General features: G+C 41.9%; 27 protein-coding genes. 5 read left to right on the top strand and 22 right to left on the bottom strand.

Annotated features, from left to right (window positions below; all coding sequences use genetic code 11):
• Positions 1–151: 151 nt before the first annotated feature.
• From HC733_RS06875 to bioH, 3 genes are all read right to left on the bottom strand, one after another.
• Complete coding sequence (locus HC733_RS06875) at positions 152–1057, bottom strand: putative metalloprotease CJM1_0395 family protein (protein ID WP_190364316.1); 906 nt, start codon at positions 1055–1057, stop codon at positions 152–154.
• Between the two features lie 14 nt (positions 1058–1071).
• Positions 1072–1380, bottom strand: coding sequence for a hypothetical protein (locus HC733_RS06880; protein ID WP_171627821.1), 309 nt, complete (start codon positions 1378–1380; stop codon positions 1072–1074).
• Between the two features lie 101 nt (positions 1381–1481).
• Positions 1482–2219, bottom strand: a complete 738-nt coding sequence (gene bioH / locus HC733_RS06885; RefSeq protein WP_190364317.1) for a pimeloyl-ACP methyl ester esterase BioH — start codon at positions 2217–2219, stop codon at positions 1482–1484.
• Positions 2220–2290: 71 nt separating this feature from the next.
• On the opposite strand from bioH, the gene HC733_RS06890 reads away from it, so the two are divergent.
• Positions 2291–2965 (top strand): ComF family protein, encoded by a 675-nt coding sequence (locus tag HC733_RS06890; protein WP_190364318.1) that lies wholly within the window; start codon positions 2291–2293, stop codon positions 2963–2965.
• Here the strand turns inward: HC733_RS06890 and HC733_RS06895 are convergent.
• Entirely contained in the window at positions 2942–5482 is a 2541-nt protein-coding gene (locus tag HC733_RS06895; RefSeq protein WP_190364319.1) for a M14 metallopeptidase family protein, read from the bottom strand. The two genes, HC733_RS06890 and HC733_RS06895, sit on opposite strands and share 24 nt — an antisense overlap.
• A gap of 147 nt (positions 5483–5629) precedes the next feature.
• Here HC733_RS06895 and nfuA point away from each other — a divergent pair, with 147 nt between their 5' ends.
• Both nfuA and HC733_RS23105 read left to right on the top strand, forming a co-directional pair.
• Positions 5630–6205, top strand: coding sequence for a Fe-S biogenesis protein NfuA (nfuA, locus tag HC733_RS06900; protein WP_190364320.1), 576 nt, complete (start codon positions 5630–5632; stop codon positions 6203–6205).
• A gap of 3 nt (positions 6206–6208) precedes the next feature.
• Positions 6209–6493 (top strand): hypothetical protein, encoded by a 285-nt coding sequence (locus HC733_RS23105; protein WP_238937479.1) that lies wholly within the window; start codon positions 6209–6211, stop codon positions 6491–6493.
• Here the strand turns inward: HC733_RS23105 and HC733_RS06905 are convergent.
• Positions 6429–7697 carry an MATE family efflux transporter gene (locus HC733_RS06905; protein WP_238937485.1) on the bottom strand — a complete coding sequence of 423 codons (1269 nt, stop codon included), beginning with the start codon at positions 7695–7697 and terminating at the stop codon, positions 6429–6431. The genes HC733_RS23105 and HC733_RS06905 overlap by 65 nt on opposite strands.
• Positions 7698–7739: 42 nt before the next feature.
• On the opposite strand from HC733_RS06905, the gene HC733_RS06910 reads away from it, so the two are divergent.
• Positions 7740–8774: a polysaccharide deacetylase family protein gene (locus HC733_RS06910; protein WP_190364322.1), complete on the top strand. Its 1035-nt coding sequence runs from the start codon at positions 7740–7742 to the stop codon at positions 8772–8774.
• 3 nt (positions 8775–8777) lie between these two features.
• Here HC733_RS06910 and HC733_RS06915 read toward each other — a convergent pair whose 3' ends face one another.
• The 13 genes from HC733_RS06915 to HC733_RS06975 all read right to left on the bottom strand — a co-directional run bounded on the left by HC733_RS06915 (position 8778) and on the right by HC733_RS06975 (position 21159).
• On the bottom strand, positions 8778–9806 hold the full coding sequence (locus tag HC733_RS06915; RefSeq protein ID WP_190364323.1) for a protein-glutamate methylesterase/protein-glutamine glutaminase: 1029 nt from the start codon (positions 9804–9806) through the stop codon (positions 8778–8780).
• A gap of 8 nt (positions 9807–9814) precedes the next feature.
• Positions 9815–10432: a chemoreceptor glutamine deamidase CheD gene (cheD, locus tag HC733_RS06920; RefSeq protein ID WP_190364324.1), complete on the bottom strand. Its 618-nt coding sequence runs from the start codon at positions 10430–10432 to the stop codon at positions 9815–9817.
• Positions 10425–11246 (bottom strand): CheR family methyltransferase, encoded by an 822-nt coding sequence (locus HC733_RS06925; RefSeq protein WP_190364325.1) that lies wholly within the window; start codon positions 11244–11246, stop codon positions 10425–10427. The genes cheD and HC733_RS06925 overlap by 8 nt, the downstream gene beginning before the upstream one ends.
• A gap of 55 nt (positions 11247–11301) precedes the next feature.
• Complete coding sequence (locus HC733_RS06930) at positions 11302–13980, bottom strand: methyl-accepting chemotaxis protein (RefSeq protein ID WP_190364326.1); 2679 nt, start codon at positions 13978–13980, stop codon at positions 11302–11304.
• A 22-nt stretch (positions 13981–14002) separates the two neighbouring features.
• Positions 14003–14509, bottom strand: a complete 507-nt coding sequence (locus HC733_RS06935) for a chemotaxis protein CheW (protein ID WP_190364327.1) — start codon at positions 14507–14509, stop codon at positions 14003–14005.
• Positions 14509–16614: a chemotaxis protein CheA gene (locus HC733_RS06940; RefSeq protein WP_190364328.1), complete on the bottom strand. Its 2106-nt coding sequence runs from the start codon at positions 16612–16614 to the stop codon at positions 14509–14511. The genes HC733_RS06935 and HC733_RS06940 overlap by 1 nt, the downstream gene beginning before the upstream one ends.
• A 16-nt stretch (positions 16615–16630) precedes the next feature.
• Complete coding sequence (locus HC733_RS06945; RefSeq protein WP_070990989.1) at positions 16631–16993, bottom strand: response regulator; 363 nt, start codon at positions 16991–16993, stop codon at positions 16631–16633.
• A 9-nt stretch (positions 16994–17002) separates the two neighbouring features.
• Complete coding sequence (locus HC733_RS06950; protein ID WP_190364329.1) at positions 17003–17275, bottom strand: STAS domain-containing protein; 273 nt, start codon at positions 17273–17275, stop codon at positions 17003–17005.
• A 140-nt stretch (positions 17276–17415) separates the two neighbouring features.
• Positions 17416–18018 (bottom strand): SCO family protein, encoded by a 603-nt coding sequence (locus HC733_RS06955; RefSeq protein ID WP_190364330.1) that lies wholly within the window; start codon positions 18016–18018, stop codon positions 17416–17418.
• Positions 18018–18920, bottom strand: a complete 903-nt coding sequence (gene cyoE, locus HC733_RS06960; protein WP_190364331.1) for a heme o synthase — start codon at positions 18918–18920, stop codon at positions 18018–18020. The genes HC733_RS06955 and cyoE overlap by 1 nt, the downstream gene beginning before the upstream one ends.
• Positions 18917–19933, bottom strand: coding sequence for a COX15/CtaA family protein (locus tag HC733_RS06965; RefSeq protein ID WP_190364332.1), 1017 nt, complete (start codon positions 19931–19933; stop codon positions 18917–18919). Before HC733_RS06965 ends, cyoE begins: the two co-directional genes overlap by 4 nt.
• 9 nt (positions 19934–19942) lie before the next feature.
• Positions 19943–20443: a transmembrane cytochrome oxidase associated protein gene (locus tag HC733_RS06970; RefSeq protein WP_190364333.1), complete on the bottom strand. Its 501-nt coding sequence runs from the start codon at positions 20441–20443 to the stop codon at positions 19943–19945.
• A complete protein-coding gene (locus HC733_RS06975) occupies positions 20440–21159 on the bottom strand; it encodes an SURF1 family protein (RefSeq protein WP_190364334.1) in 720 nt (239 codons plus the stop codon). Before HC733_RS06975 ends, HC733_RS06970 begins: the two co-directional genes overlap by 4 nt.
• An 11-nt stretch (positions 21160–21170) precedes the next feature.
• On the opposite strand from HC733_RS06975, the gene HC733_RS23520 reads away from it, so the two are divergent.
• A complete protein-coding gene (locus tag HC733_RS23520) occupies positions 21171–21473 on the top strand; it encodes a DUF2909 family protein (RefSeq protein ID WP_190364335.1) in 303 nt (100 codons plus the stop codon).
• On the opposite strand, the gene HC733_RS06985 is transcribed toward HC733_RS23520, so the two are convergent.
• From HC733_RS06985 to coxB, 4 genes are read right to left on the bottom strand one after another with little or no spacing between them, the layout of a single operon-like run.
• Positions 21379–22254, bottom strand: a complete 876-nt coding sequence (locus HC733_RS06985; protein WP_190364336.1) for a cytochrome c oxidase subunit 3 — start codon at positions 22252–22254, stop codon at positions 21379–21381. The genes HC733_RS23520 and HC733_RS06985 overlap by 95 nt on opposite strands.
• Positions 22255–22260: 6 nt before the next feature.
• On the bottom strand, positions 22261–22812 hold the full coding sequence (locus tag HC733_RS06990; protein ID WP_190364337.1) for a cytochrome c oxidase assembly protein: 552 nt from the start codon (positions 22810–22812) through the stop codon (positions 22261–22263).
• Entirely contained in the window at positions 22812–24395 is a 1584-nt protein-coding gene (ctaD, locus tag HC733_RS06995) for a cytochrome c oxidase subunit I (protein WP_190364338.1), read from the bottom strand. The genes HC733_RS06990 and ctaD overlap by 1 nt, the downstream gene beginning before the upstream one ends.
• On the bottom strand, positions 24392–25519 hold the full coding sequence (coxB, locus tag HC733_RS07000) for a cytochrome c oxidase subunit II (RefSeq protein WP_238937486.1): 1128 nt from the start codon (positions 25517–25519) through the stop codon (positions 24392–24394). Before coxB ends, ctaD begins: the two co-directional genes overlap by 4 nt.
• Positions 25520–25893: the final 374 nt, after the last annotated feature.

The following is a 25893-nucleotide window of genomic DNA, read 5'->3' on the forward strand; positions in this document are numbered from 1 at the left end:
TGAAATGAGACCGCACTTAAGTTTAGGAATGAAAACACCTAATCAAGTGCACAATGAAAAGGCCAATGACAATAATCACTGGCCTTTAAAAACCGTCAACTTATTTTAGGACGGGACATCTATTCTTTTAAGCTATCTATCAAAGTTCACTCTAAACGCTTAATGATAATGAAGAGGGCTTATCAGGTGATGCGATATGCTGATAAAAATCACTGATCCTAAGTGCTCGAGCTTGGATTTGTGGATCTCTTTCGATTGGCAAGGCCACTGCGTAGGGATCTGCATCGTCTTTCAACCGCGCCCTCTCACCTTGTTGCACAATATTCTCGTCGTCATCTTCGGAGTCTTTCAGACGGCGCGTTTGATACGTACCAATTGTGCTTGATTCACTTTGCTCATCATCGCCACTAATTTGTTGCTTTGCTAATTCAGCCTGTGCCGCTGCGAGCTTTTGTGTAGCATCCGCAGCTATTGCCCTGTCAGCCCCTGAAGGTTCTGCAGGTGCCAAAGCTGCAGCTCTGACGGTTTGCATTTTGTCGATGGTTTGCCGCGGATCGCCTGGGACCTCCGCTACATCAATCATAACCTCACCGCCAACGGCGTAATTGTTGCCATCGGGGCCACGTTGATACTCGTAACTTGGTGAACCTGCATATTGCCCACCAACTCGCGCATGCGCTTGTTCATGCAAACGAACTTCTTGGTCTCTCGCTTTGAGCTCTTGAACTTCCTGTTGTTTTGCTTTTTCTTCTTTCTCAGAACGAGTATCTTGCTCTTCGCCGTCTTTTTGTTGACCTTGCTGACGACCTTCCTGCTCTTTATCTTCTATGGTTTTATTTTTGCGCGATTGCGCCGTTGAGCTGTATAGAGGTGAATCATCAGGAGAGTTGGCTTTTGTTTTGTCACCCTCATTTGCACTTTTTAGCTCAGTGAAGCTAGCTGCGGCCGAAGGCGGCTTAGGAATAATTTCGCGCACCTGATTATCTCGCCTAGCCGTTTCGGTGTAGACGTTTGCGGTGTTCAGGTTCATCGCCGGTGGTGGCGTTACGATGTTCATAACATACTAAAACATTAAACTTTTATATCTATCAAAGTTCCCAAGACTTCATCAGCAGTTCGAATTGTTTGTGTATTAGCCTTAGCGTTAAATTCTTCAACTTTTAAATTCACCAAAGACTCATCTAGTCTTGCCGGTTGAGACACAGGAGCCGTTGAAGCCTCATTAGAACCAGCAGCCGAAAGTTGACGCTGTTGGGCTTGCTGCTCATCAGTTTGATTTTGCACTGTAGCGCGATTAATCTCAGCACTCGCACGCTCAACACCTTGGCTAGCTCTATTGAACCCTTCTAAGCCTGTGTTTAACACGTCACCTATAGGCATGTAGTTCTCCCGACACAAATACACATGGTTAATTATTGCGCAAAAATCAGTAAAAATAAAGTATGAACTACTAAAAAAACCACCATCCTAAATAGCTAGATTTAAAGTATTGATTTTAGGTAGGATAAAAATTCTTGCCGATGAGAAATAAAAGGTGCATGAGACGCTTTTGAGATTATTTCATAACTGAAGGCGGGATTTAAGTCTGGTAGTCTAGCGGGAACTTGCCTAGGAACCAACGCATCCAAACGACCAAAAATGCCATATATTGGTAATGACAAACGGCTAAATATAGTTCGCAGGTCCTGACTTTTCAAAAGCTCCAGACCAACACTTAAAGCATTTTCATTTGCTTCTGGCTGAGCCTTTAATAGTGCACGTAAAACTTTGATGTCTTCTTTTGCATGTTCACTTCCCATTGCTTGTATCGCTAAAAAGCGTTCTATTGTTTTTGTGGTGTTCTTTTGTAACTGCTCACTAAAATCATTGAGCACTTGTTCATTAATACCCTCCCAGTTTTGTGTTTCCACAAAGCAAGGTGAAGAAGCCACAAGTACAATTTTAGATATTTTTTTGGGATAGTGTTGCGCTAAATATAACGCAAATAGACCACCAAGAGACCAAGCAACTATCGTACTATTGTCACTAATTTGCTCATCAAGTAACTTGGCTGCAGACGCCAAAGTATACTCTCCATTTGGTACGTCAGCGCCTCCAAAACCTGGCAGATTGAGGCATTTGATTGGCCCTTCATAACTTTCTTTTAGTTCCTCAATACATAACTGCCATACAGCCTTATTCATTCCCCAGCCATGTAAAAAAACTAACTCGCCTTGCATTATTATTACCCTCAACCAAAATTGTGGTAATGATAACGCCTTAAAACACGAAAGTAACGAATGGACTTGTTATGCTGCTAGATTGGATTTTTACAACACGGTGTGCCTGTTGCCAAAACACCATTAATCATCACCTCAGTCTATGTGAATATTGCTTAGCCAACTTTCCTTTCTTTTGTCCCAAACAATATAACCTGTTACATCGGCCTGACATAAACAGAGTCATATCGTTAAAATACTGTGATGGACTTTTTGCCTGTGGTTGGTATCACGGCTGGCTGCAACATTGGTTAAGCGAGTATAAGTTTCACAAACGAACACATATAAAACGGCTCTTAACGCAACTGATTAACTATCAAATGCTGCGTTTTTGGCAACATGGCGGATTCTCTCCTGATCTTTGTTTTTTTATCCCATTATCACCGACACGCTTCGTAAAACGTGGCTACAATCAAGTCTCACAAACTTGGTCACCAATACTGGAAAAACACAGTAATGTAAGCGAAGCGTTAGTTAGAGTCAGGGCCACTAAAGCACAAAGTAAGCTTTCTAAAGCTCAGCGAAAACGCAATGTAAAAGATGCATTTGCCTTGTCACACAGTATTGAAGGGAAAAACATCGCCATTATTGATGATGTCATAACAACGGGCAGTACGATGGATGCCGCAGCGCAAGCGTGTTTACGTGCTGGCGCTGCTAAAGTTTGGGCATTTTCGACTAGCTTAACGCCCTTGCTCGGTAAGTAGAGCACCAAAGAACAAAGCGTTGTTTAATAATTTGCTAGTGCCATACCAGTACCCCCTAAATACCGGATTATCAGTCATTGCTATTACACTCCCTTGACCATAGCGATGCGCTACTAAGCTGGCATTTTCAGCTATTTTCGCCACATTTTCTGGTGCGCTATAGCCTGCCATCAGCGGCGCTTTAGTGTAGGTTGCGACTGTTACAAATGGCTGCTGCGCAGGTTTTAATAACCAAGTACTATTTTTAAATACTGGCAGTAGTGAGCGTTGTAAGCCAAAACTCAATGGATGAGACAAATCAACTTGTGTCGCAAATATGGCCCCCGCTATACGTTGCTTCGCAGATAACTTATCACGATCTTGATATACCAAATTAGTTGTATCAAATTGTTCCGCCATCTCTTTGCTAGAAATACTGCTAGCCTTTAGTAGTTGGTTATCCAACAGCCATTTGGCACCTCGTTTATGCCCCCAAATAACACCACCATGCTTAACCCAATCTTTAATTTTTGCAGTCAGTGGATCATTAAAATGATCATATCGCCCATCAACCATAATTATATGGGTGTAATTTTCAAGCCTTACAGTGGGCAATCGGCTTTGCTCGACTAAAGTGGGCGCAATACCAAGATGTTTATCTAAGTGATACCACACCTCACCAACCTCATATTGACTAACACCTTCACCTCCAACAAGTAATACTTTTGGCGCTTCAACAGGTTGCATAAAGCGAGACCCTAAATCAATGCCTTGTGTGGTTAAGCCACTTTGGATAGCTGTTATGTCGATATCAAAATGATTTTGCGCATAGTTTAATACTTGTAGCCATTGCGGTTTACTCTGTACGCCTGCTGGAATAATAATACTGCCTAGTTCAAATTGCAGCGTGCCTGTTTTAGTAGCTGCAGAAAATTCGCTAAGTGCAACACGCGCTTTTATACCTTCAGAAAGTAAAAAATTAAGCATCTTGGCTGAGTTATACTGGCGCCAAGAAAAACCATAGGCATAAGCAGTCTCTAAGTTTTTCTGCTGTTTAGTTTGTGACGGACTCCAAGGTTGCTTCGCCAATTTAAGGTTGCGTGTACTCCCCAGCTTTTCAAATGGTAAATTAAAGGCATGTGCCAAAGTCCAGCCTGACACATCATAAAATGTATTGTCTTTGAACGTTGTTTGTTCTGAAAAAAGCGCTTTTAACAAACGGTATTGCGGCTGTTCTAAAGGGATAAATACATCCCCTACGGTATACGTTTTGAAATTTTCCTGAAGTGGATAAGTCTCAATTTGATGCTGTTTTAACACATCTAGAAAAGCTGAGAATTTCTGATGATCCCCATCCGCAGAGACGATATATCCTTTAAAGTCATCTTCTTTTGCTAGCTTTTTAGCCTCTTGATAAAACTGACGTTGATAATTGAGTAATGCCAGCTTGTTACTTAGGGCACCATCGAAAGTAGACAAACTGGTTGTAAGTTGATTTTTTATCGTTTGTGAAAAATCGAGCACACCATTGGCGGTATTTTGAATATGTCCTCGACTACTTGCTTGCTCAAACAATATACCGACCGCACCATTGATATCAGGGTAGGTTGAACCTTTTCCGTAATAAAAATCATCAAAGCTTTCTTGGGTAAAATAGAGCTGCTTTTGGCCATCAAGCGCTTTTGCATGAAATTTTGCCAGCTCATTTGTTAACTCAACGTTTTTGGTAGGGGTTAAAGGATGCGTACGAGAAGGGATCCCAGGTTGAAAGAAGTACGTACTATTGGGCCCCATTTCATGAAAATCAGTTAAAACATTAGGCTTCCATTTATGAAATTGGGCAACTCTCGCTCTTGATTCTGGATGTTGAAGTAACAACCAATCTCTATTTAAATCAAAAAAGTAATGATTCGTCCGTCCTGATGGCCAAGCTTCAACATGCTCACGGTGCATAGGATCAGGTGATAAAACAGCTCCTCGGTTACTGTTCGCCCACTGTGCAAATCGCGCCAAACCATCAGGATTTAGCGACGGGTCTAGCAAAATAACCGTATTGGCAAGCAGCTTATCGATTTCTTCCCCTTGCGCGGCGGCTAAATAGTATGCCACCAGCATAGCAGCATTACTCCCTGAGGATTCATTGCCATGCACGCTATATCCCATCCATACAATGGCTGGGTCTGAGTGTTTTTGCTCAGTTGAGTTTAATTTATCAATATGATTTTTGCGTATTGCGTCTATATTTTCTAACTGCTCTTTGTTACTAATCGTCAGTAACAGTAGAGGGCGCTTTTCGTGGCTGTAACCTATCGTTTCAATCTTAATACGCTCGCTTTGTTTAGCTAACACACGCAAATACTCTACGAGTTGATCATGTCTCACATGCCACTCACCCACTTCATAGCCAAGCACCTCACTGGGCTTAGCGATATCAGGGTTAAACTTGATGGTGTCAGAAAAATAATAGTCTAATGGTTGTGCAACAACCGAAAGCAAACTTTGCAATCCAACCAGAACTGTAATAAAAATAAAGCGCATATAAAGGCAACCTTGTTATATATAATGAGAACACGCTAGCAGGGCAAAAGCAGCGTGCCAAATTTTTACGCTCAACACTAGCGACAATACGATGAGGGGAGTATCATAGGCTTTATCCGAGTAATTTAGTCAAGTATAGTCAGAATTATGATCACAATATCAGAATCAGCCCAAACGCATTTTGCAAAACTACTGTCAGATCAAGCTGCTGGTACCAACATTCGCGTATTTGTTGTAAATCCAGGCACATCACAAGCCGAATGTGGCGTCTCTTATTGTCCTGCAGATGCTGTTGAAGAAACAGATATTCGCTTACCATTTAATGGTTTTGACGCCATAGTAGATAACGAAAGTGCGCCATTTCTAGAAGATGCAGAGATTGATTTTGTAACAGATAAAATGGGCACCCAATTAACACTGAAAGCGCCAAACGCAAAAGCGAAAAAGTTGAGTGAGAATGCCTCATTACATGAGCAAGTAGAGCATATGCTTACCACAGAGGTTGACCCTCAGCTAGCTAATCATGGCGGCCAAGTAAGCCTTGTGGAAATTACCGCGGACGGTATTGCCGTTGTTCAATTCGGTGGTGGTTGTAATGGTTGCTCGATGATTGATGTCACACTAAAAGAAGGTATCGAGAAAGAAATGATCGCTAAGTTTGACGAGATCACTGGTGTGAAGGACATTACAGAACATCAATCGGGTGAGCATTCATACTACTAAGCAATGCTAAAACAGCTTATTTATAGATTAGGTCAACAGCCTAAATTGAGCCTCAAACGATTCTTTATTGGTTTGGGGCTTTTCATTGCGGCAGTTAGTGCCATTGGTTACGGCTATTATTATCAACCCCTAGCACAACTACTTGGGTTAGCCTTACTCGTACCAGCTGTGTTTTTTGCACTGTGGGGCTATATAGGCATTTTTGCCAACCGCTTTGCTCAAATCATTGTAACAATGTCCCCTGATGACAAAGCTGACGATAACGATAGTACAAACTCACACCTCTAAGTGCCATAAAGCAGCTCATGGCAAACCACAAACCATGGTTATGCCATGCAGTTGTTAGTAGTAAAGGTAAAAAGAAGCCAATTGTGGCTGCAAAAAACATACTATTACGCATTTCTTTGGCTCGCGTTAACCCTACAAATACACCATCAAATAAAAAGCACCCCATCGCAACAATAGGCAAAGCAACAAGCCAGGGTAAATAACTTTGAGCATGCGTTATCACTTCGGGAATGTCAGTTAATAATTCAATAATTTCGTAACCAAAAGCTGCGAAAATCACTGAGTATAAGATTGCAAAAGCTGCCCCCCAAAACACACTTAGTTTAACCCACAGTTGTACTTTACTTTTGTCTTGCTCACCTTTGGCGTGACCAACCTTCGCTTCAGCTGCGTAAGCAATCCCATCAAGTGCAAAACTAACAAGCATCAAAAAGTTGAGCAGTACTGCGTTGGCTGCCAAAGTAAGTTCGCCAAGTCGTGCACCATAAAAAGTCATAAAACTAAAACACAACTGCAATAGCAACGAACGCAAGAAAATATCTCGATTCAATGTAAGCAATTTTGCAATTTCTAAGCGTGATGGTATGTGCCATTGCCAAACAATCTTGTTTGCCGAGAACAAGCGCTTTATTAACAACAAGGCAAACATCAAAGCGCAATAGTCGGCTATGAGTGATGCCCAAGCTGCGCCTGCAACCCCCCATTCAAACCCTACAACAAATAGAATATCTAATAGAATATTGACTACGTTTGTGAGCAAAACCAGATAAAATGGTCCCTTCCCATAGTGCATCCCCAGCATAAAGCCAAGCAAGACCAGGTTACATATTGCTGCGGGTGCACTATAAATGCGTATCGAAAAGTATAAATGGGCTTGTTCAATAACTTGTGCTTTTGCGCCAGAAAAATATTCAATTGCGGCCAGAAACAATGGTTGTAAAGCAATAATAAGTGAGGCAAAAACAACAGCTAGAATAAGACTATTTTGCAATAGCAGTGTTAGCTTTGCTGACTCCCTACTGCCAAAAGCCTGCGCTATCACACCCGTGGTGCTCATTCTTAAAAAACTCGCTAGCCAAAATAAAACTGAAATACTACTCGCACCAAGCGCAATACCGGCCAAATAATGTGCAGAAGACATATGTCCAATTACCGCAGTATCAACCAATCCTAGTAGTGGCACTGAAATATTTGATAAGATCATTGGCCCAGCCAATAACAATAAACTCAGGTGGTAAGACTTATAATGGCTAAAAAACTGCTTCATTTAATGACTCTGATCTTATTATTAACAGTAAAGTGTGCAAACGCGGCGGTGATCTTACAGTATCACCATGTCAGCGAAAAGTTACCGCCCGTCACTTCCGTTAGTGCTGAGCAATTTAGTGCACATATGAATTATCTCAAAGAAGGCAACTTCAATGTAATGGCGCTAGATAAAATGCTACAGGCACTACAAGCATCAAAAGAGCTACCCTCAAACACTGTCGCTATCACTTTTGATGACGGATATGACAACAACATAGAGCAAGCGGCTCCTATACTCGAGAAATTCAACTTCCCTTACACGATATTCGTTAACCCAAAGCTTATTGATGAAAAGCAACATTACCTGATGAGTTGGGAGCAACTTCGAAAATTAGCAAAAAAAGGCGCGCTGATAGCAAACCATAGTGCCAAACATGATTACCTACACTTACGCCGAAACAATGAGACACAAGAGCAATGGGCTGAGAGAATAAAGGCCGACATTTTGTGGTCTGAAAAACGAATTACCGCTGAAATAGGTCATAATGCCAAACTGTTAGCTTATCCATATGGCGAGTTTAGTACACAGCTGCAGCAACTTGTTCGCTCTTTGGGCTTTATAGGCATTGGCCAGCACTCTGGTGCCGTTGGCAAACATACAGACTTTACGCGAGTGCCACGCTTTCCTGCATCAGGAATATATGCGGAATTATCAACACTGAGTGTAAAACTTAACTCACACCCCTTTGCTATAAACAAACTCACCTACAAAAATTCAGTGACCGATGATCCTCAGCCAAAATTACTGATTGATTTTGAGAACATGAACTTTTCAAAACAACAGTTTACTTGTTATGTATCGGGTCAAGGCACGGCTAATGTAGCATGGCAGACAGAAACACAAGTGAGTGTTAGCGCCAAAGAGAAGCTCCCGACTGGACGCTCTCGTTATAACTGCACTGCACCAATGGCAAATGGGCAAAGCCAACAGTTTTATTGGTTATCACAGCCTTGGGTTATACAGACCCCTTAACCGCTACTTTTTACATGCAGTCAATAATGTACTAGTCACTTCTTGTAATGGCACAACATCACGCGCCGCGTTTAATTCTATTGCGGCGCGTGGCATACCCCATACTACCGAGGTCTTTTCATCTTGAGCCACTGTATAAGCGCCAGCTTGCAGCAATCGTAACATCCCTTTTGCACCATCACTGCCCATCCCTGTCAGCAAAGCTGCATACACAGCGCCACCCAATGGTACTAAAGAGTCAAATAAAACATCAACCGCAGGTTTATGCCTATTCACTGGCTCAGAGTCATCCAGCTCACATATTAATTTCATGCCTTTTTTGACTACTTTTAAATGCTTATCTCCAGGGGCTATAAATACATGTCCAGGTAACAGCTCATCACCTGTCTGCGCTTCTTTTACTTTGACAACACAACATCTATCCATTCTTAAGGCAAAAGAAGTACTAAAAATTGGCGGAATATGTTGCGTAACGACAACAGGAGGGGAATTAGAGGGCAGTCTTATCAAAACTTCTTTAATTGCTTCTGTTCCACCCGTAGATGCCCCGATTGCCAGCACAGTGCCACTTTTAAATTGCATGTTCTGAACTTTGACTGGGCCTGATTGAGCCGTAAGCGCTTTGTAAGAACGTATACGCGCTTGTGCTGCAATCCGCACTTTTTCATGAACAGATTGTGTATACCCTTTTAATTGACCCACAACATTTGAGACAGGCTTCGCGATAAAATCTATGGCCCCGATTTCGAGTGCCTCAATCGTAGCTGGTGATCCTTGCTGAGTTAAGGTCGAAATCATCACAACAGGCATCGGCCGCAAGCGCATTAAGTTACGTAAAAAGCTGATGCCATCCATTTTTGGCATCTCTATATCTAAAGTCAGCACGTCAGGGTTTAAAGACTTGATCATTTCCCTTGCTTGATATGGATCAGCTGCAGCACCAACCACCTTAATATCGGGCGCTTGGTTCAATATTTCTGTGAGCAAACCTCTGATCAAAGGAGAGTCATCAACAATTAATACTTTGATCATGCTCCCCCCTAAAACAACTCAATGTCAGTTTTGGCATCTTGAGTCTCAATATCATGTAAATAACGAACTTCACGTTTCTCAATGGTATCATTATGCATTTCTCTGAGTTTTTTTACTTGTGCTTTACCTGTTTGCGGGTGAAACATCACTTTTCTGGGCCAAGGGCCACCCACATCATGAGAAACTAAATTCAAACCTTCTTCTTGCACATACGCGTTAGCAAATCGGATATTCCCAACACCAATATCCGTCATGCTACGTATGATCTTTCCACCGCCAAATAACTTAATTTTTAGATTGGCTCGCGCCGCGCCGTTCTTTATCACCTCATTAATTAAATATTCCATTGCCCAGTTTCCATAACGACAATTCAAGTCATCGGCATGGATATCTTTAATATCTTTGGCTCCAGGCAACATAAAATGATTCATCCCGCCAATTCCACGAACATCATCATAAACACATGCAGCTATACATGAACCTAGAACCGTAGAAATATATTCGTCATTTTTTGATACGTAAAATTCTCCCGGCAACACTTTAGCTATCACCGCTGAACGACCCGAATCCCAGAACCGCTTTACATGCTCAAACCCTGCAAGAACTGGTGCCAATTCCTTATTCATAAGACACCTTTTGATACATAGTTTTTCCTAAGTTGCGAAATTCCGTGTGCTCTTTGCCCATCGTCTCTGAGTGACCAATAAATAAGTGACCGCCGGGGGCTAATATTCGATGATATCCTGCAAACAGTTTGTCTTTTGTTTCTTTATCAAAATAGATAAGCACATTTCTACAAAATATTAGATCAAACGGACCTTTCATGGGCCAACTCTCAAGCAAGTTAAGACGTTTAAATGAAATCATAGATTGCAGTGCTGGCTTTACTTTATACGACTCACCATTTGCGCTTTTTAAAAACCATTTTTTTAAATCTTCTGGTTCTAGACCATTAATATTACGAGCGCTGTAAACGCCCTCCTGAGCTTTGGCAAGCACACTTGAGTCTAAATCGGTGGCAAGAATTTTCACATCCCAACCACTGGGAAAACTGTTTTGAATAGTCATTGCGATACTATATGGCTCTTCTCCTGTAGAGCACCCAGCAGACCAAATTCGTATTCTTTTTGAATGTGCATTTTTTTGTATTAGTTGCCCAACAAGCACCTTAGATAAATACTCAAAGTGATGCTTTTCTCTAAAAAAAGACGTTAGGTTTGTGGTTATTGCATTGATAAAACTGCTAAATTCTTCAGCCGAGTCGTCGTCAATAAGCTCTATGTATTGCTTAAAAGACGTTAGCTGATTGGCTCTAATTCGACGCGCAATACGCGAATAAACCATTTCCTTTTTATGGGGTCCTAATACAATTCCACACGCTTGATAAACGCGCTCTGATAGCTGTGTAAAATCATCGTCAGTAAACAGGAACTCTCTCATACCATTCCCTTAAAGTGTATCTTGAGAGGCGGCTTAACACCGCCAACTAAAAGGGTTAGAACTCTTCCCACTCTTCAGAGCTGTCAGAAAACTTATTACCTATAGAAACAGGTTTTGATTCCAGCTTATTCGCACCTGTAGCTTTAGCTTTAGCTAGTTTAGGACTAGAAGAGGCACCATTTTTAGGCATCTGAGATGGCAACATCGTATGCTCACTACTTCCATCAACAATGAAGAAGTGTAATAACTTACGCATATCATTTGCTTGCTCAGCCATAGATTCACCAGCAGCGGATGCTTGCTCAACTAGCGCAGCATTTTGCTGAGTCATTTCATCCATTTGTGCCACGGCTTTGTTCACTTGTTCAATGCCAGAGCTTTGTTCAACAGATGCCTCTGCGATGTCAGATATCATTTCTGTTACTCGCTTCACTGATGCAACAATATCCTTAAGCGTTGCGCCAGACTCGTTAACTAGCAAAGTACCATCTTCAACTTTACCTACACTGTCTCTGATTAAATCTTTAATCTCTTTCGCAGCGCCGGCTGAACGCTGAGCAAGATTTCGTACCTCTCCTGCAACAACTGCAAAGCCACGACCTTGTTCGCCCGCTCTCGCTGCTTCTACCGCAGCATTTAACGCTAACAGATTAGTTTGGAAGGCAATTTCATCAATTACACCAATAATATCTGCAATCTTCTTACTCGACTCATTGATGGCAGACATACTCTCAACAGCACGGCTCACTACTTCACCACCAAGAATCGCTTTATCACATGTTTCTTCAGCCAAGCCATTTGCTACTTTGGCATTATCAGCATTTTGTTTAACCGTACTAGTCATTTGCTCCATACTCGATGCGGTCTCTTCGAGTGATGAGGCTTGCTCCTCAGTGCGTTGACTCAAATCAGCATTGCCTTGAGAGATTTCTTCTGCACCACTTGCAACTAGCCCAGCCGACGCACTGATCTTATTAATCACTTCCGTTAGCTTATCTGCGGTACTATTGGCATCTCGTTTTAATTTATCAAACGCACCCTCGTACTCACCTGTAATTCGCTGAGTTAAATTACCATTAGCTAGAGCGTCCAACATCTGCGCTGTATCAGATACCGCATCATCGACCATACCTACTAACTCGTTCAATCCCTTAGCCAATCGCAAGTAGAATCCATCTTTGCCCTGTTCGCTCAAGCGACTACTTAAATCACCACTACCCGCAGAGGCAATCAGATCGTTCAACTCTTTTTCAATCGCTACTTCATTTGTTCTATCATTCCACTCTACAACAGTGCCAATTCGTTCACCTTCATCGTTGAGAATTGGATTGGCAATTAAACCAAATGTGCGACCACCTACTACAATTTCAGTTTTATACGCGGTCGTTAGCTTAGCTAATAAGCCACGTTGATGAGCTGGATTTTTGTGGAAAACATCTATATTTGCACCAATCAAAGCATTCGCATCAAACTGAGGTAAATCTTTGCGCAAGTCGCTTTCTGCATTTCGCATCATCTTTTGCACTGCGTCATTCATGTAAACAATATTATGTTCATGATTAGCAATCATGGTATTGGTTGCAACATTATCAAGAGCTCGCTTCACGCGTAAATTTTCATACGCGGTTTCTCGTTCTTTACGCTCCCGCTCCAAACGCTCTGTTTTATCATCCCACTCAACCACGGTACCCAAGCGATTGTTTTGTTCATCAAATACAGGGGTTGCTATCAAGCCAAATGTAAAGCCAGCAACTTTAATATCCGTCTTATATGTGTCTGTTAGACCATCGAGCAGTTTGCGTTGGTGACTTGGGTTAACATGGAAAACATCAATACACTCGCCAATCAGTTTCTTAGCATCAAAGTTAGGCAGTGCTTGGCGCAGTTGCGCTTGATTTTCACTTAACATCTCCAGTACTGAGTGATTTGCGTACACAATGTTGCAATCCTCATCAGCCAACATAACATTGGCCTGACACACATTAAGCGCGCTGGTTATTCTTGCGTTATTTGCAGCCAGAGTAGCTTGCTTTTGTTCAAAAGCGAGCTTCTCTGTAACATCTTTCCATTCAACTAAAGTCGCTATACGCTCATTCTCAGAATTAAACACGGGTGTTGCAATCAGATCAAAAGTTAAACCTGCTACATTAATTTGTGTGGTATAGACTCGGTTTAACGTTGCTAGTAAACCTCTTTGATGTGCTGGGTTTTTATGGAACTCGTCAATATTTGTCCCGACTAACCGGTCAACATTAAAACTAGGTAAGCTTTCCCTCAAACGTGCTTCATTTGCTTTGAGCATTTTTGTAACAGAATCATTGAGGTAAGTAATATTTAAGTTTTGATCCGCAATCATGATATTAGCTTGGCAAGTTTGCAGTGCGTTTAACAAGCTTTCGATATGATTTTTATCTTCGCTTGGAACTGCATCCTCTTCGGTATGGCTAATACGAGTCAACTCAGGCAAGGCACTCAAGTCTAACCTAGAAATCATATCCTTATCGGTCAAACGAAGATAAGGGATAGCTGCATTTAGGCAGACAAGCTTACGTGTTAAATTGTCTAGGAGCTGTTTAAGGTACAAAATAGTACCAAGCGTAACTACCACAGGGAAACCGATAACTAAGCCATTTTCAGCATTTATCACTACCCCCGATAACTGGAAAGCACCAATTATGGCAGCCACCAGCACTACTGCAATAATTAATAACTTATTATTGATCTCACTTTGCATGCTCTCACCTTTTCCTTTAATTTCAACCTTGTGCAACTTGTTTTGCACTTAGGTCAAGCACTTTTGCTAAGCTAAGCAAAACCACCATTTTGTCGCCTACATTAACTAACCCATTTACATACTGCCCATTATCAGAATCTTGAAAATCTGGAACATCTTTCGCTTTTTCTTCTGAAATACTGTAAACATCTGATACCGCATCAACGACCAGACCCATTACCTTTTGCTGTTCTCTTATTTGCACAGAGACAACAATGACCACCGTTAAAGGTCCGTAGCTAATACTGGCAATGCCAAACCGAAGCCTTAAGTCGATAATTGGCACAATTGTCCCGCGCAAATTAATCGCGCCCTTAACAAAGTCGGGGGCATTGGGAATGGCAGTGACATCCTCCCATCCTCGGATCTCTTGAACTGCCAAAATATCTAGCCCGTATTCTTCACCAGCCATCAAAAAAGTAAGGTACTGATTTTCATCCTGCTGTTTCCCCAGACTCAACTGCTGATTTAGCCCTATATGTTCACTCATTAAGCCACCTCATTTCCTTGCTGCTCTACCAACAACTCTTGAGTGCCAGGGCGTTTTAGCCCGCTTAACTTAATTAACCCAGAGATATCGACTATCAAAGAGACTCTTCCATCGCCAAGTATTGTAGCGCCAGAGATGCCATCAACCTTTTGATAGTTGGCTTCTAAACTTTTAATAACCACCTGTTGCTGAGCAAGCAGGTCGTCAACAAGAATACCCACTTTATGGTTATCACTTTCAACAACCACTAGTAGTGTTTTGTCCAGTTCTTCAATCGCACCTTTGTGGTTAAAAATCTCATAAAGGCGCACAATTGGAATATATTCGTCTCTGAGCCTTAACACATCTAAGTCTTTGCCTACTCGACTGACTTTGGTTATGTCAATTTGTAACGATTCAACGATAGAGATAAGTGGAATGATATAAGTGTGCTGAGCAACTTGAACTAATTGCCCATCTAGTATAGCTAAAGTCAGCGGCAATCGAATCGTGAAAGTTGAGCCAACCCCTTTAGCCGAAGCGACTTCTACCGACCCGTTTAGTGCCTGAATGTTTCGCCTAACGACGTCCATACCAACACCTCTGCCAGATATGTCACTAACCTCATCAGCTGTGGAAAACCCTGGCAAAAAGATAAGCTCATTTATTTCATCTGCAGAGAGCTCATCGTGTTCTTGAATCAAGCCGTTTGCGATTGCTTTACTGCGAATTTTTTCGGTATTTAAGCCCTGCCCATCATCCATTATTTCGATAACGATATTACCACCTTGGTGAAAAGCATTGAGTGTGACAGTCCCTACCGGATCTTTTCCGGCTGCGATTCTTTTTTCTGGTGTCTCCAAACCATGGTCAAGCGAGTTTCTCACAAGGTGTACCATTGGATCAGAGATTTTCTCCATCACTGTTTTGTCTAACTCCGTTTGCTCACCCAGTAATTTAAGCTCGACTTGTTTGTTGAGCTTTTGGGAAATATCCCTCACCAAACGAGGGAAGCGACTAAACACAAAACTGATTGGTAACATGCGGATCCGCATGACATTTTCTTGCAAATCTCTGGTGTTGTGCGCCAATTGAGCAAGGCCCTCTTGCAGGGCGGTTATTGTCGATTCTGTGATCTCTTGCTCACCGATTTGGCTTAACATAGCTTGTGTTATCACCAACTCGCCAACCATATTGATTAATGAATCAACCTTATCGATGCCCACGCGGATTGAGGTGGAAGTTTCAGTATTTTTCTGCGACTCAGCCTTTTTACTGCTCTCTTTACTTGGTACAGCTACATTAGAAACAACAGCAGGCACTGGTGAGCTATCACTTTGTTTTTCAGTTTGCTCTATAACCTCTTGTTCTTCATTGTTTTGCTGTTCTGCAGCCTTTGGCGCACCATCAAATATTCCGCCACAGATACCAATAATGATTTCTGCGTCATCTTCGACCCACTCAAAAATTTCTTCGATGGCCTTTTGGTCTTTATCCGTGGTAAGGAAAAATCGCCAGCTTAAAAAACACTCATCGGGATGCAGTTGTTCAATATCAGGCAGAGCATCATGAAAAGCTTGCGTCTCAATCTCACCAAGCTCTCCTAACTCCCCTATCATGTATAGAGGTTCATTTCCGGTTTTAAATAAATGAGGCTTGGGTTTAAAGTCAATTTGGTATGTGCTTTTAGTCACATCTGCGGTGCTTTCAGCTACAGCAACTGTAGTCGGCGTTTCTGCAATGCCTAAAATTTCTTCAAACTTTTCACGTAGTTCATTGGCTTCGGTTAGGTCAGGCTGTTGCTCAGCTTGTAACGCCCGTAATAATGTTCTCAAGCAGTCTACTGATTTTAGAAGCAAGTTGACATGCTCAGTGGTCAAAGTACGCTGCCCATCTCTCACTTGGTCAAGCAAGGTTTCAAGTACATGCGTAAAGTCTGACACTGAAGTAAAACCGAATGTTCCACTCCCACCTTTGATCGAATGTGCAGCCCTAAAAATGGTATTTATCGTTTCATTATCCTCTTTGCCAGGCTCCAAATTTAATAACTCAGACTCCATCGCATCAAGGCCTTCAAAGCTCTCTTCGAAAAATACCTCAAAAAACTGGCTAAGATCTATGCTCATAACCCAGCTCCTCAGATTAGCGAATTACTTTTTTCAACACCGCTAATAACTGCTCGGGATTAAAAGGCTTTACAATCCAACCTGTGGCACCTGCTGCCTTACCTTCAGTCTTTTTGTCCAGACCAGATTCAGTGGTAAGCATCAGCAAGGGTGTAAATTTATAATTAGGTAGGTTACGTAGCTCTCTAATTAGCGTAATGCCATCCATGACGGGCATATTCACATCGGAGATAACAGCGTCAAAGCCTTGTTGCTTTGCAATGCTAAGAGCTTCACTCCCATCACGCGCTTCAGTAACATCAAAACCCGCTTTTTTGAGTGTAAAACCCACCATCTGTCTCATCGATGCAGAATCGTCCACAGCTAAAATTTTCTTCATACCAACCCCTTAGTTTCTACCATTGAGAGCTAAAAACTCCGTTAAACCAAGCTCTTCAACCGAAGTTAAGAACGCTTGGCTGTGACCATGCCAGAGAATTTTGTGGCTAACCGTGAGTAGATGTTTTTGTAATGCACAAAGTAACTGAATTGATGCGGTATCAACTCGGGTTACTTCTGATATATCAACACATACATCCTGCTCAACGGCTAACTCTTGCAATACCTGTTGATGTAATTCCTCAACTTGGTTAATCGCTAACTCTGAAGGGAGCTTTAACATATATGGGCACAGTTTCTATTTATTAACTCATAAATTTAGCTTAGACGCAGATAGCAAAAAAGCCACAAAACTTGTACGAAGAAAGACAAATTAATGAAGGTGTTAGGCATTATTAGAAGGTGCCAGCATACCAACTCAAATCAGTTGGCATACTGAGAAGCGATAATTCTGAAGTCTCGAACAATTAAATCAGCATCAACCAAAGGGACTTCACTAGGCAAAAATTTAGCTTTGAATATAGCGCTCAAGTTTCCTTTAGGATTTATCAACGCAACAGACGCACTGTGATCGACGTAATACTCTGGTTCATCTGAATTATTAATTGCATAGATCAAGCCCATGTTTCTAACCAAAGGGAATAACTGCGCATGTTTATTGCTCAACCCTTTAAATTGGCTATTAAAGTAATTGATATAAGCTTCTCGTTTTTGCGCGTCATCACGATTAGGGTCAACAGATATAAACCAGACATTCATCGGGTACTCTGATTGCAATTGTTCGTATACGTTGCTCAACTTTGCCAACGTCATTGGGCATATATCAGGACAACTGGTATAGCCCAAAAAAACCAAGGTCCACTTATCGAGCAATGCTTGATTGGTTACAACATGCTGCTTTTGGTCATACAATTCAAAATTATTTAATTGCTTTGCAGCCTTATAATGTAGAGTGTGCTCTGATACTTCTTGTGGTTTCGAACAAGAAGCTAACATTACCAGAGCAACTATCCACCATACCTTCATTACAGCCACCACTTATCGATAAATAGAGCGATAAATAATAACAATAAATAACTGATAGAAAAACGGAAAAGCGCCATAGCCTGTTGCTCGCTATCACTCCAATACAAACGAATACTTTTACTAATGAACAACACGTTTAGAACACTTGCAGACAACACATATATCCATCCTGACATGCCGATAAGATAGGGCAGTAAACAAACAATCGCCAATAATATGCTATAGGCAATAATACACAGTTTGGTAAATGAAACACCATGAGTTACCGGAAGCATAGGAATATTAGCTCTTTGATAATCTTTTCTACGAGCTATGGCCAGCGCCCAAAAGTGTGGCGGTGTCCACGTAAAGATGATCATCACTAACAACCAAGGCGGAGCGCTTAAGTAACCAGTTTCACTCACCCAGCCAAGTAGTGGTGGCATAGCGCCTGCAAGCCCACCTATCACAATATTTTGGGGTGTAGCTCGTTTCAAAAACAATGTGTAAATTACGGCATAACCCACCAATGCCCCTAAAGTCAGCAAAGTACACAGAACGTTACTCCATATAATCAACATTGCACAGCCAATAACAGCTAATGTAAATGCAAATATCAACGCATTAGCGATGCTAAGTTGAGCACTGGCAATCGGTCTATGTCGCGTTCTAGCCATCTTTTTATCGATTTCTCTGTCCACTATGTGATTGACCGCCGCAGCTGACGCCGATAGCAACCCAATACCCAATAGGCTCATAACTTGAGATAACCAATCTCTTTGCATATCTGGCGCCAAAGCAATGCCAATCCAGGCTGTGAGTACCAACATCAAGACGACTTTTATCTTGCAAATAGCTAAGCAATTTAACAAAAATTGTTTTGTGCTTAACTGCAACTTTTGAGGAACATGTAATACCGTCATATTGCAACTCCCTGTCTATTAGTTAGTAAAAAGCATAATCTAACCATGGTAAGTAATAACATAGCTGCCATGATGTTGTGGAAAAGCGTTAGCAGTAGTGGAAACTGGAAGTGAACGATTAGAGCGCCAAGTAGCAACTGAGTAATTAATACCAAGCACACTAACTTTATAGCCCCCCGTATTTTGTCGCTTTGCTCTTTTTTGTATAGCTTCCAGCTCACCCAGAAAATGGCAAACGCCGTGACTAAAGCCCAAATACGGTGTAAAAAGTGAATAGAAAGCCGAGTTTCAAAAGGTAATACACCGAACTCGTAGTTACTTTGTCCGATGGGCAAATGGAATACACTTTCTATAGAGAATAACTCAATATTGCTGCAAATAGGCAATCCGGAACAATGTGGTGCCGCATAATTGGCCGCAACCCAGCCACCCAATGCAATTTGGATTACTAACACGCCAAGCGCAAAAGTCGCCATAAAAAAGGAACCATTATGCTCTGCAAAGTTTGCTGGATTAGCCCTGACTCTGATACGTAAATACAGTAATACCAGCAATGAAAGAATAGTAAATCCGCCAAGCAAATGACCCATGACAATAAACGGCTGTAAATTCATTGTCACCGTCCACATTCCAAGCATACCTTGAAATAAGACTAACGCGAGCAACGCCACTGAGTGCTTAAATGGTAGGCTGTGTGTGTCACTTTGTTTGTGAAAGCGATGTTTTGAAGCAATAACACAGAGTATGACAATCAACAAACCTAAAAATGAGGCAAAATAACGATGGATCATCTCTATCCAAGCTTTTGCAGGTTCAACTTGAGCATCTGGAAAGTTTTGCTCGACAACCGACAGCTCATGACTCTCATTCGGAACTGTCAAAAACCCATAACATCCGGGCCAATCTGGACATCCTAGACCTGCATTACTCAAACGAGTGTATGCGCCTAGCGACACCACGACCAAGGCTAATACACAACTTGCTAAAATCAGCAATTTATATGCTTTGTTCATCTTTACTCCTTAGCTACTACGCGCATATTTCAATAGTTTTTTTAAATCACTCAACAGCCCTTTTTGTTCTGCACGATTCTTATCCTGTTCAGCAAAGTATTGATACTGCAAAACCATCAGTCCCGTATGATCAATCAGATACAAGCTTGCAGGTGGTAAGTCAGCAGCTACGTGATAACTTTGATAATTTACCAACGGGGCTTTAACGAGTGCTCGATTAAGTACTGCCAATGCGACATCCTTTTGATGCTTGCCAAGTGCAACGTACAAATTATCTAAAGCTTGGAATTGCTGCTCACAGGGAGCTTCACAAGTATCGGGGGCGTTGATTGCTATGGTCCAAAGCTGCTCTCCACTTGGCTGCCAACTAGGAATGCGCAGTTCAGATTTCAAGAATTGGCCATGATTTGTTGTATGTTCGGGCAACCAATCAAGTTTAATTGCTGTGTATGCCAAAACTAACGGAACCAAACAGCACACAATGAAGATCCCTAAAGGTCGTTGTATCATGATTGTTTTCCTTTTTTTATCGCTACATACGCTATGACGACCGCTGCAAATGCTATGAGTAACCACTGTAGCGCATAGGCTTTATGCTTATCTGCAGACATAACCACATGCTGATAGTGAGGCTTTGCAACTATCGGCTGTACCCCTTGTTGATAGGTCACCAATGGATACATAACTTCTTGAGAGAACTCACTCAGAAACTCTAAATCTATATACTGTAATAACTGGGGTTGCTCTGAGTTCATGCTAGGCTCAGATGCGAGGGTAAAACCCACTAAATCTTGAGATTTAATAAGTATATCTAACGTCACTTCATGGCTCGGAAGTTCAACAACTGGAGTTTTTCGCCCTTGCTCGGCTGCTACAAAACCAAGATTAACTAACACCGTTTTATCGGTTTTAGAGTTGAGTCTAAGCAGTGCTAATACATCAAAACCAACTTGACCATCAAGTACCTGATTATCTAAAAACCATATGAAAGGCCTAACAAAGTGCCCCGTAATCACGCTAGATAACCCATTATTTTGCTCAGCGGGTAGTTCAAGCATTTGTACTGAATTTAATTTGAGTTGTTTATCTAATTGATGAGTTAGCATTTGTTTGTCTATTGCTCGTTGCCACTGCCAATATGCCAAAGCCAAGCAAACTAAAACGACTAGCGTGACTAACACCAAGGTAATAACTGAACTAGACTTGTGCTTAACTCTTTGTTGCATAAGGACTCACTATGCTGATTAAAATTATTATTATTCTTTTACTACTATTTATTATTTTTAATTTATTTAGGGCATTATTTTTAATGCTGAAAAACCCAAGTGATGGTAAACCCATGTCACATTACTTAGGCAGACGAGTTATTTTCTCCGCAGTGGTGTTAATCATTATTATTGTTGCCGCAAAGTTGGGTGCGATTAATTTAAACCGCACCCCAAGCCTTACAGCACATATACAAAAACAAACAGACATAGCCAAACAACATCTACAAAGTGCCAGTACCAAGCAGCGGCTTGAAAGGCAAAGTGTTGTTTAGAGTTCAAGTGCCCCTTGAAAATACGCAGTAACACGATAAGTAGTAATATCGTTCCTAAGGTGACATGCATGCCATGAAACCCAGTGAGCATAAAGAAAGTATTGCCGTAAATACCAGCTTGCAGTGTTAAATCCAGATCTTTATAGGCATGTATGTACTCAACAACTTGTAAGGCTAAAAAGAGGCTTCCCAAGAGTACCGTAGCTCCCAAAAACAACTTTACCTTCGCTCGCTGATCATGCTCCATAGCAACATGCGCAAAATGTATCGTTACTGAGGAGCTAAGTAAGATGAGCGTATTGATTAGTGGTAACCCTTGCCATCCCATAGCTTGAGTGGTTTCACCCGCAGGCGTTGACAACAACGGCCAAACAGCCTCAAAGGTTGGCCACAATACTTCATTGGTCATAGCATTATTACCGGCCCCCCCTAGCCAAGGTACAGACAGTACTCGGGCGTAAAATAAAGCGCCAAAGAATGCACAAAAGAACATCACCTCAGAAAATATAAACCAACTCATACCCTGTCTAAATGAGCGGTCCATCTGAGCCGAGTACAAACCTGTTTGAGATTCATGGATGACATTTTTAATCCAACCAAAAAGCATATAAAACAAAATAGCAAAGCCGGCATAAAGTACATATTGCCCATAGCCTGCTTCGCTCGACAGCTGCATAACGGTAAGGCCAGCGCCAGCCGCTATCAAAAACATTGCCACTGCCCCTACAATAGGCCAATGACTTTGCTCGGGTACATAATAGTGTTCATATTTTTCCATCACTCTCTCCTAACCTGCCTTTTGCTTAGCCAATGCCGTATTGCTTGCTGTTGTTTCGCTAATATCAAATACGGTATACGACAGGGTAAGCTCTTTGATTTCTTCGGGTAATTCAGTATCAACATAAAATACTAAAGTGAATTCAACTTCTTGACTGGCTGCAAATGACTGCTGATCAAAGCAAAAGCAGGCCATCTTATGTAAATATTTAGCCGCTTTACCTGGGCTAACTGAAGGCACTGCCTGCATCACTCTTGACTGCGCGCTAAGGTTTTTAGCGCTAAATTTTACCTCAGCCATTTCACCCGGTTGCACATTAACGCTGTACTGATGCGACTTAACCTCAAAAGGCGCATTTTGTTGACTGTGGGTTGTAAAGCTCACATCTACAGTTCTTGATGACTCCACTTTTTCGCTCTTAGCAGCCACATCGAGTGAAGGCTTACCATTTAGTCCGGTTACATCACAAAACACGTCATAAAGCGGCACTAACGCAAAGGCAAAAGCAAACATGCCAAACACCACAAGAACCAACTTTTTTAATAGACCTGAATGCGACATTACTTCACCTCAGGTGGTGTTGAAAATGTATGATAAGGCGCTGGCGAAGGTATATCCCACTCCAAGCCTTCAGCACCATCCCATACTTTGCTTGGTGCTTGCTCGCCACCTTTGATGCATTTGTACACCACGGCAACAAATAACAACTGTGACAAGCCAAAAGCAAAGCCACCAATACTTATCAGAGCGTTAAAATCTGCAAATTGCAGCGCATAATCTGGTATCCTTCTTGGCATACCTGCAAGCCCAACGAAATGCATGGGGAAAAACAGTACATTAACGCTTATCAACGACAACCAAAAATGCCACTTTGCCAAAGCTTCGTTGTACATATGCCCAGTCCATTTAGGTAACCAGTAATACGCCGCCGCCATGATAGAGAAGATAGCCCCTGTCACTAAAACATAGTGAAAATGCGCAACCACAAAGTACGTATCGTGATATTGAAAATCTGCTGGGGTAATTGCCAACATCAATCCAGAAAACCCACCTAAGGTGAACAATACGATAAATGCAATCGCAAACAGCATTGGCACTTCAAAACTGATTGAGCCTCGCCACATTGTCGCAACCCAGTTAAACACTTTTACGCCAGTAGGCACCGATATCAGCATGGTTGCATACATGAAGAATAACTCTCCGGCAAGCGGCATGCCTGTCGTAAACATGTGGTGTGCCCAAACAATAAATGACAATAGCGCGATTGATGAAGTGGCATATACCATAGACGCATAGCCAAATAGTTTCTTACGAGAAAATGTTGGAATGATAGTCGAAATGATGCCAAATGCAGGCAAAATCATGATGTATACTTCGGGGTGTCCAAAGAACCAAAAGATGTGCTGAAACATCACTGGGTCCCCGCCACCTGCGGCATTAAAAAAGCTAGTACCAAAATATTTATCCGTTAGTACCATAGTTACAGCGCCAGCAAGCACAGGCATTACTGCAATGAGTAAGAATGCGGTGATCAACCAAGTCCATACGAACAAAGGTAACTTCATCCAAGTCATGCCGGGGGCACGTAAATTCACGATAGTAACAATGACATTGATTGCGCCCATAATGGAACTGATCCCCATTATATGAACTGCAAAAACAAATAGAGCCGTATTATCATTACTGTAAGTGGTGGATAATGGTGCGTAGAAAGTCCAGCCAAAAGCGGGGCCGCCACCTTCCATAAACAGCGAAAGCAATAAAATTGCAAAAGCGAATGGTAGTATCCAAAAGCTCCAGTTATTCATTCTCGGCAACGCCATATCGGGCGCACCAATCATCATCGGGACCATCCAGTTTGCAAGCCCTGTAAAGGCGGGCATAACGGCACCAAATACCATGATTAAGCCATGAACTGTGGTCATTTGATTAAAAAAGTGCGGGTCGACTAGTTGTAACCCGGGTTGAAAGAGTTCAGCACGAATGACCATGGCCATCGCGCCACCAATCAAAAACATGGTTAAAGAAAATATTAAGTATAAAGAGCCGATATCTTTATGGTTGGTTGTATATAACCAACGTCTGATCCCTTTAGCAGCATGATGATCATGATGATTTTGTTCTGTTTGTGCTACGGTGCTCATTTGTCAGCCTCCTTATTTGCATCAATGCGTGCTTGTACTTCACTTGGTTGTACTACCTGATCTAAGTCATTTCCCCAACTGTTACGTTTATAGGTGACAACACCGGCAATTTCTTTAATTGATAACTGTTTAGCGAATGCTTGCATGGCGGTACCAGGCTTACCGTGCAAAATAATATCAATATGATCTTTCACATCGCCCAGCACCATTGGACTGCCCTTAAGCGCTGGGAATACGCCGGGTAACCCCATTCCCGTAGGCTGATGACAAGCGGCACAATAGGCCATATATACTTTTTCGCCAGTGCTCATAAGTTCGTCTTTGCTGAGCGTTTGATCTAATAACGCAGCACTTGCGGCTGCTGCGTCTAATTTTTCCTGTTTAGCGGCACTTAGCCACTGTTCAAATGCTTCTGGCGAACGAGCATCCACCACAACTGGCATAAAACCATGATCTTTACCGCACAACTCAGCACACTGACCGCGATAAATCCCCTCTTCATTGACTCGCGTCCACGCCTCATTGATAAAGCCAGGGTTGGCATCTTTTTTGACCGCAAAATCAGGCACCCACCATGAGTGGATAACATCATCAGACGTCATCAGAAAACGCACTTTACGATCTGTGGGGATCACTAAAGGTTTATCTACCTCTAGTAGATAGTTTTCAGATTTTTCTTCTAGGTCATCAATTTGTGATTTCGGCGTTGATAGTACCGAGTAAAAGTCAACATCATGCCCCATGTATTCATAGTGCCACTTCCATTGCGAACCGGTAACTTTGATTGTTAAATCAGCCTTACTCACATCTTCCATAGCAATAAGGGTTTTGGTTGCAGGAACGGCCATTGCCACCAAAATTAAAAAGGGAATCGCTGTCCACAGAATTTCAACCTTTGTGCTTTCATGAAACTGAGCAGGCTGAACCCCTTTTGACTTACGATGATGGATCATCGCCCAAAACATGACAGCAAAAACAACCACCCCAATTGCACAGCAAATCAAGAATATGGTCATATGAAGCTGGTAAACGCTTTGGCTTATATCTGTGACACCTTCGCGCATATTAAACGCGCTATTGCCATAGGTTACTAAAGGAGTAGTAAGCAAAAATACACTTACCATCGATAGGTATTTGTTCATTTGACGTCTCCTGCGTTATCCATTTGCTACCTGAGCCAAACGATGAATAACCATTATTATTATTTGGATGACTGTCTAAACATGTGAAACAACTCACAAGTCAACTACACGACAACTAAACAATTAGTCAATAAATGAGCAGTTGGCAAGTTTTGGCTATTTTTCGAATAAAGCTTTGGAAGTGATTGATTGCTAGAGAAACTAACTCAAGGTTTATTACATCAAAAAGCACACTATTGGCCGTAAGACGGCAGCTTAACGCCTACTTTTGCGTTATTTAGGGATTTTCTAAGGCGTAGAAGTAAGTTTAAAGACTCATACCATACTGTCATAGAGATAGGAAACAACGAAGTGCA

The organism is Pseudoalteromonas sp. S16_S37 (assembly GCF_014694405.1).
In the GTDB taxonomy this organism is placed as follows: Bacteria; Pseudomonadota; Gammaproteobacteria; order Enterobacterales; family Alteromonadaceae; genus Pseudoalteromonas.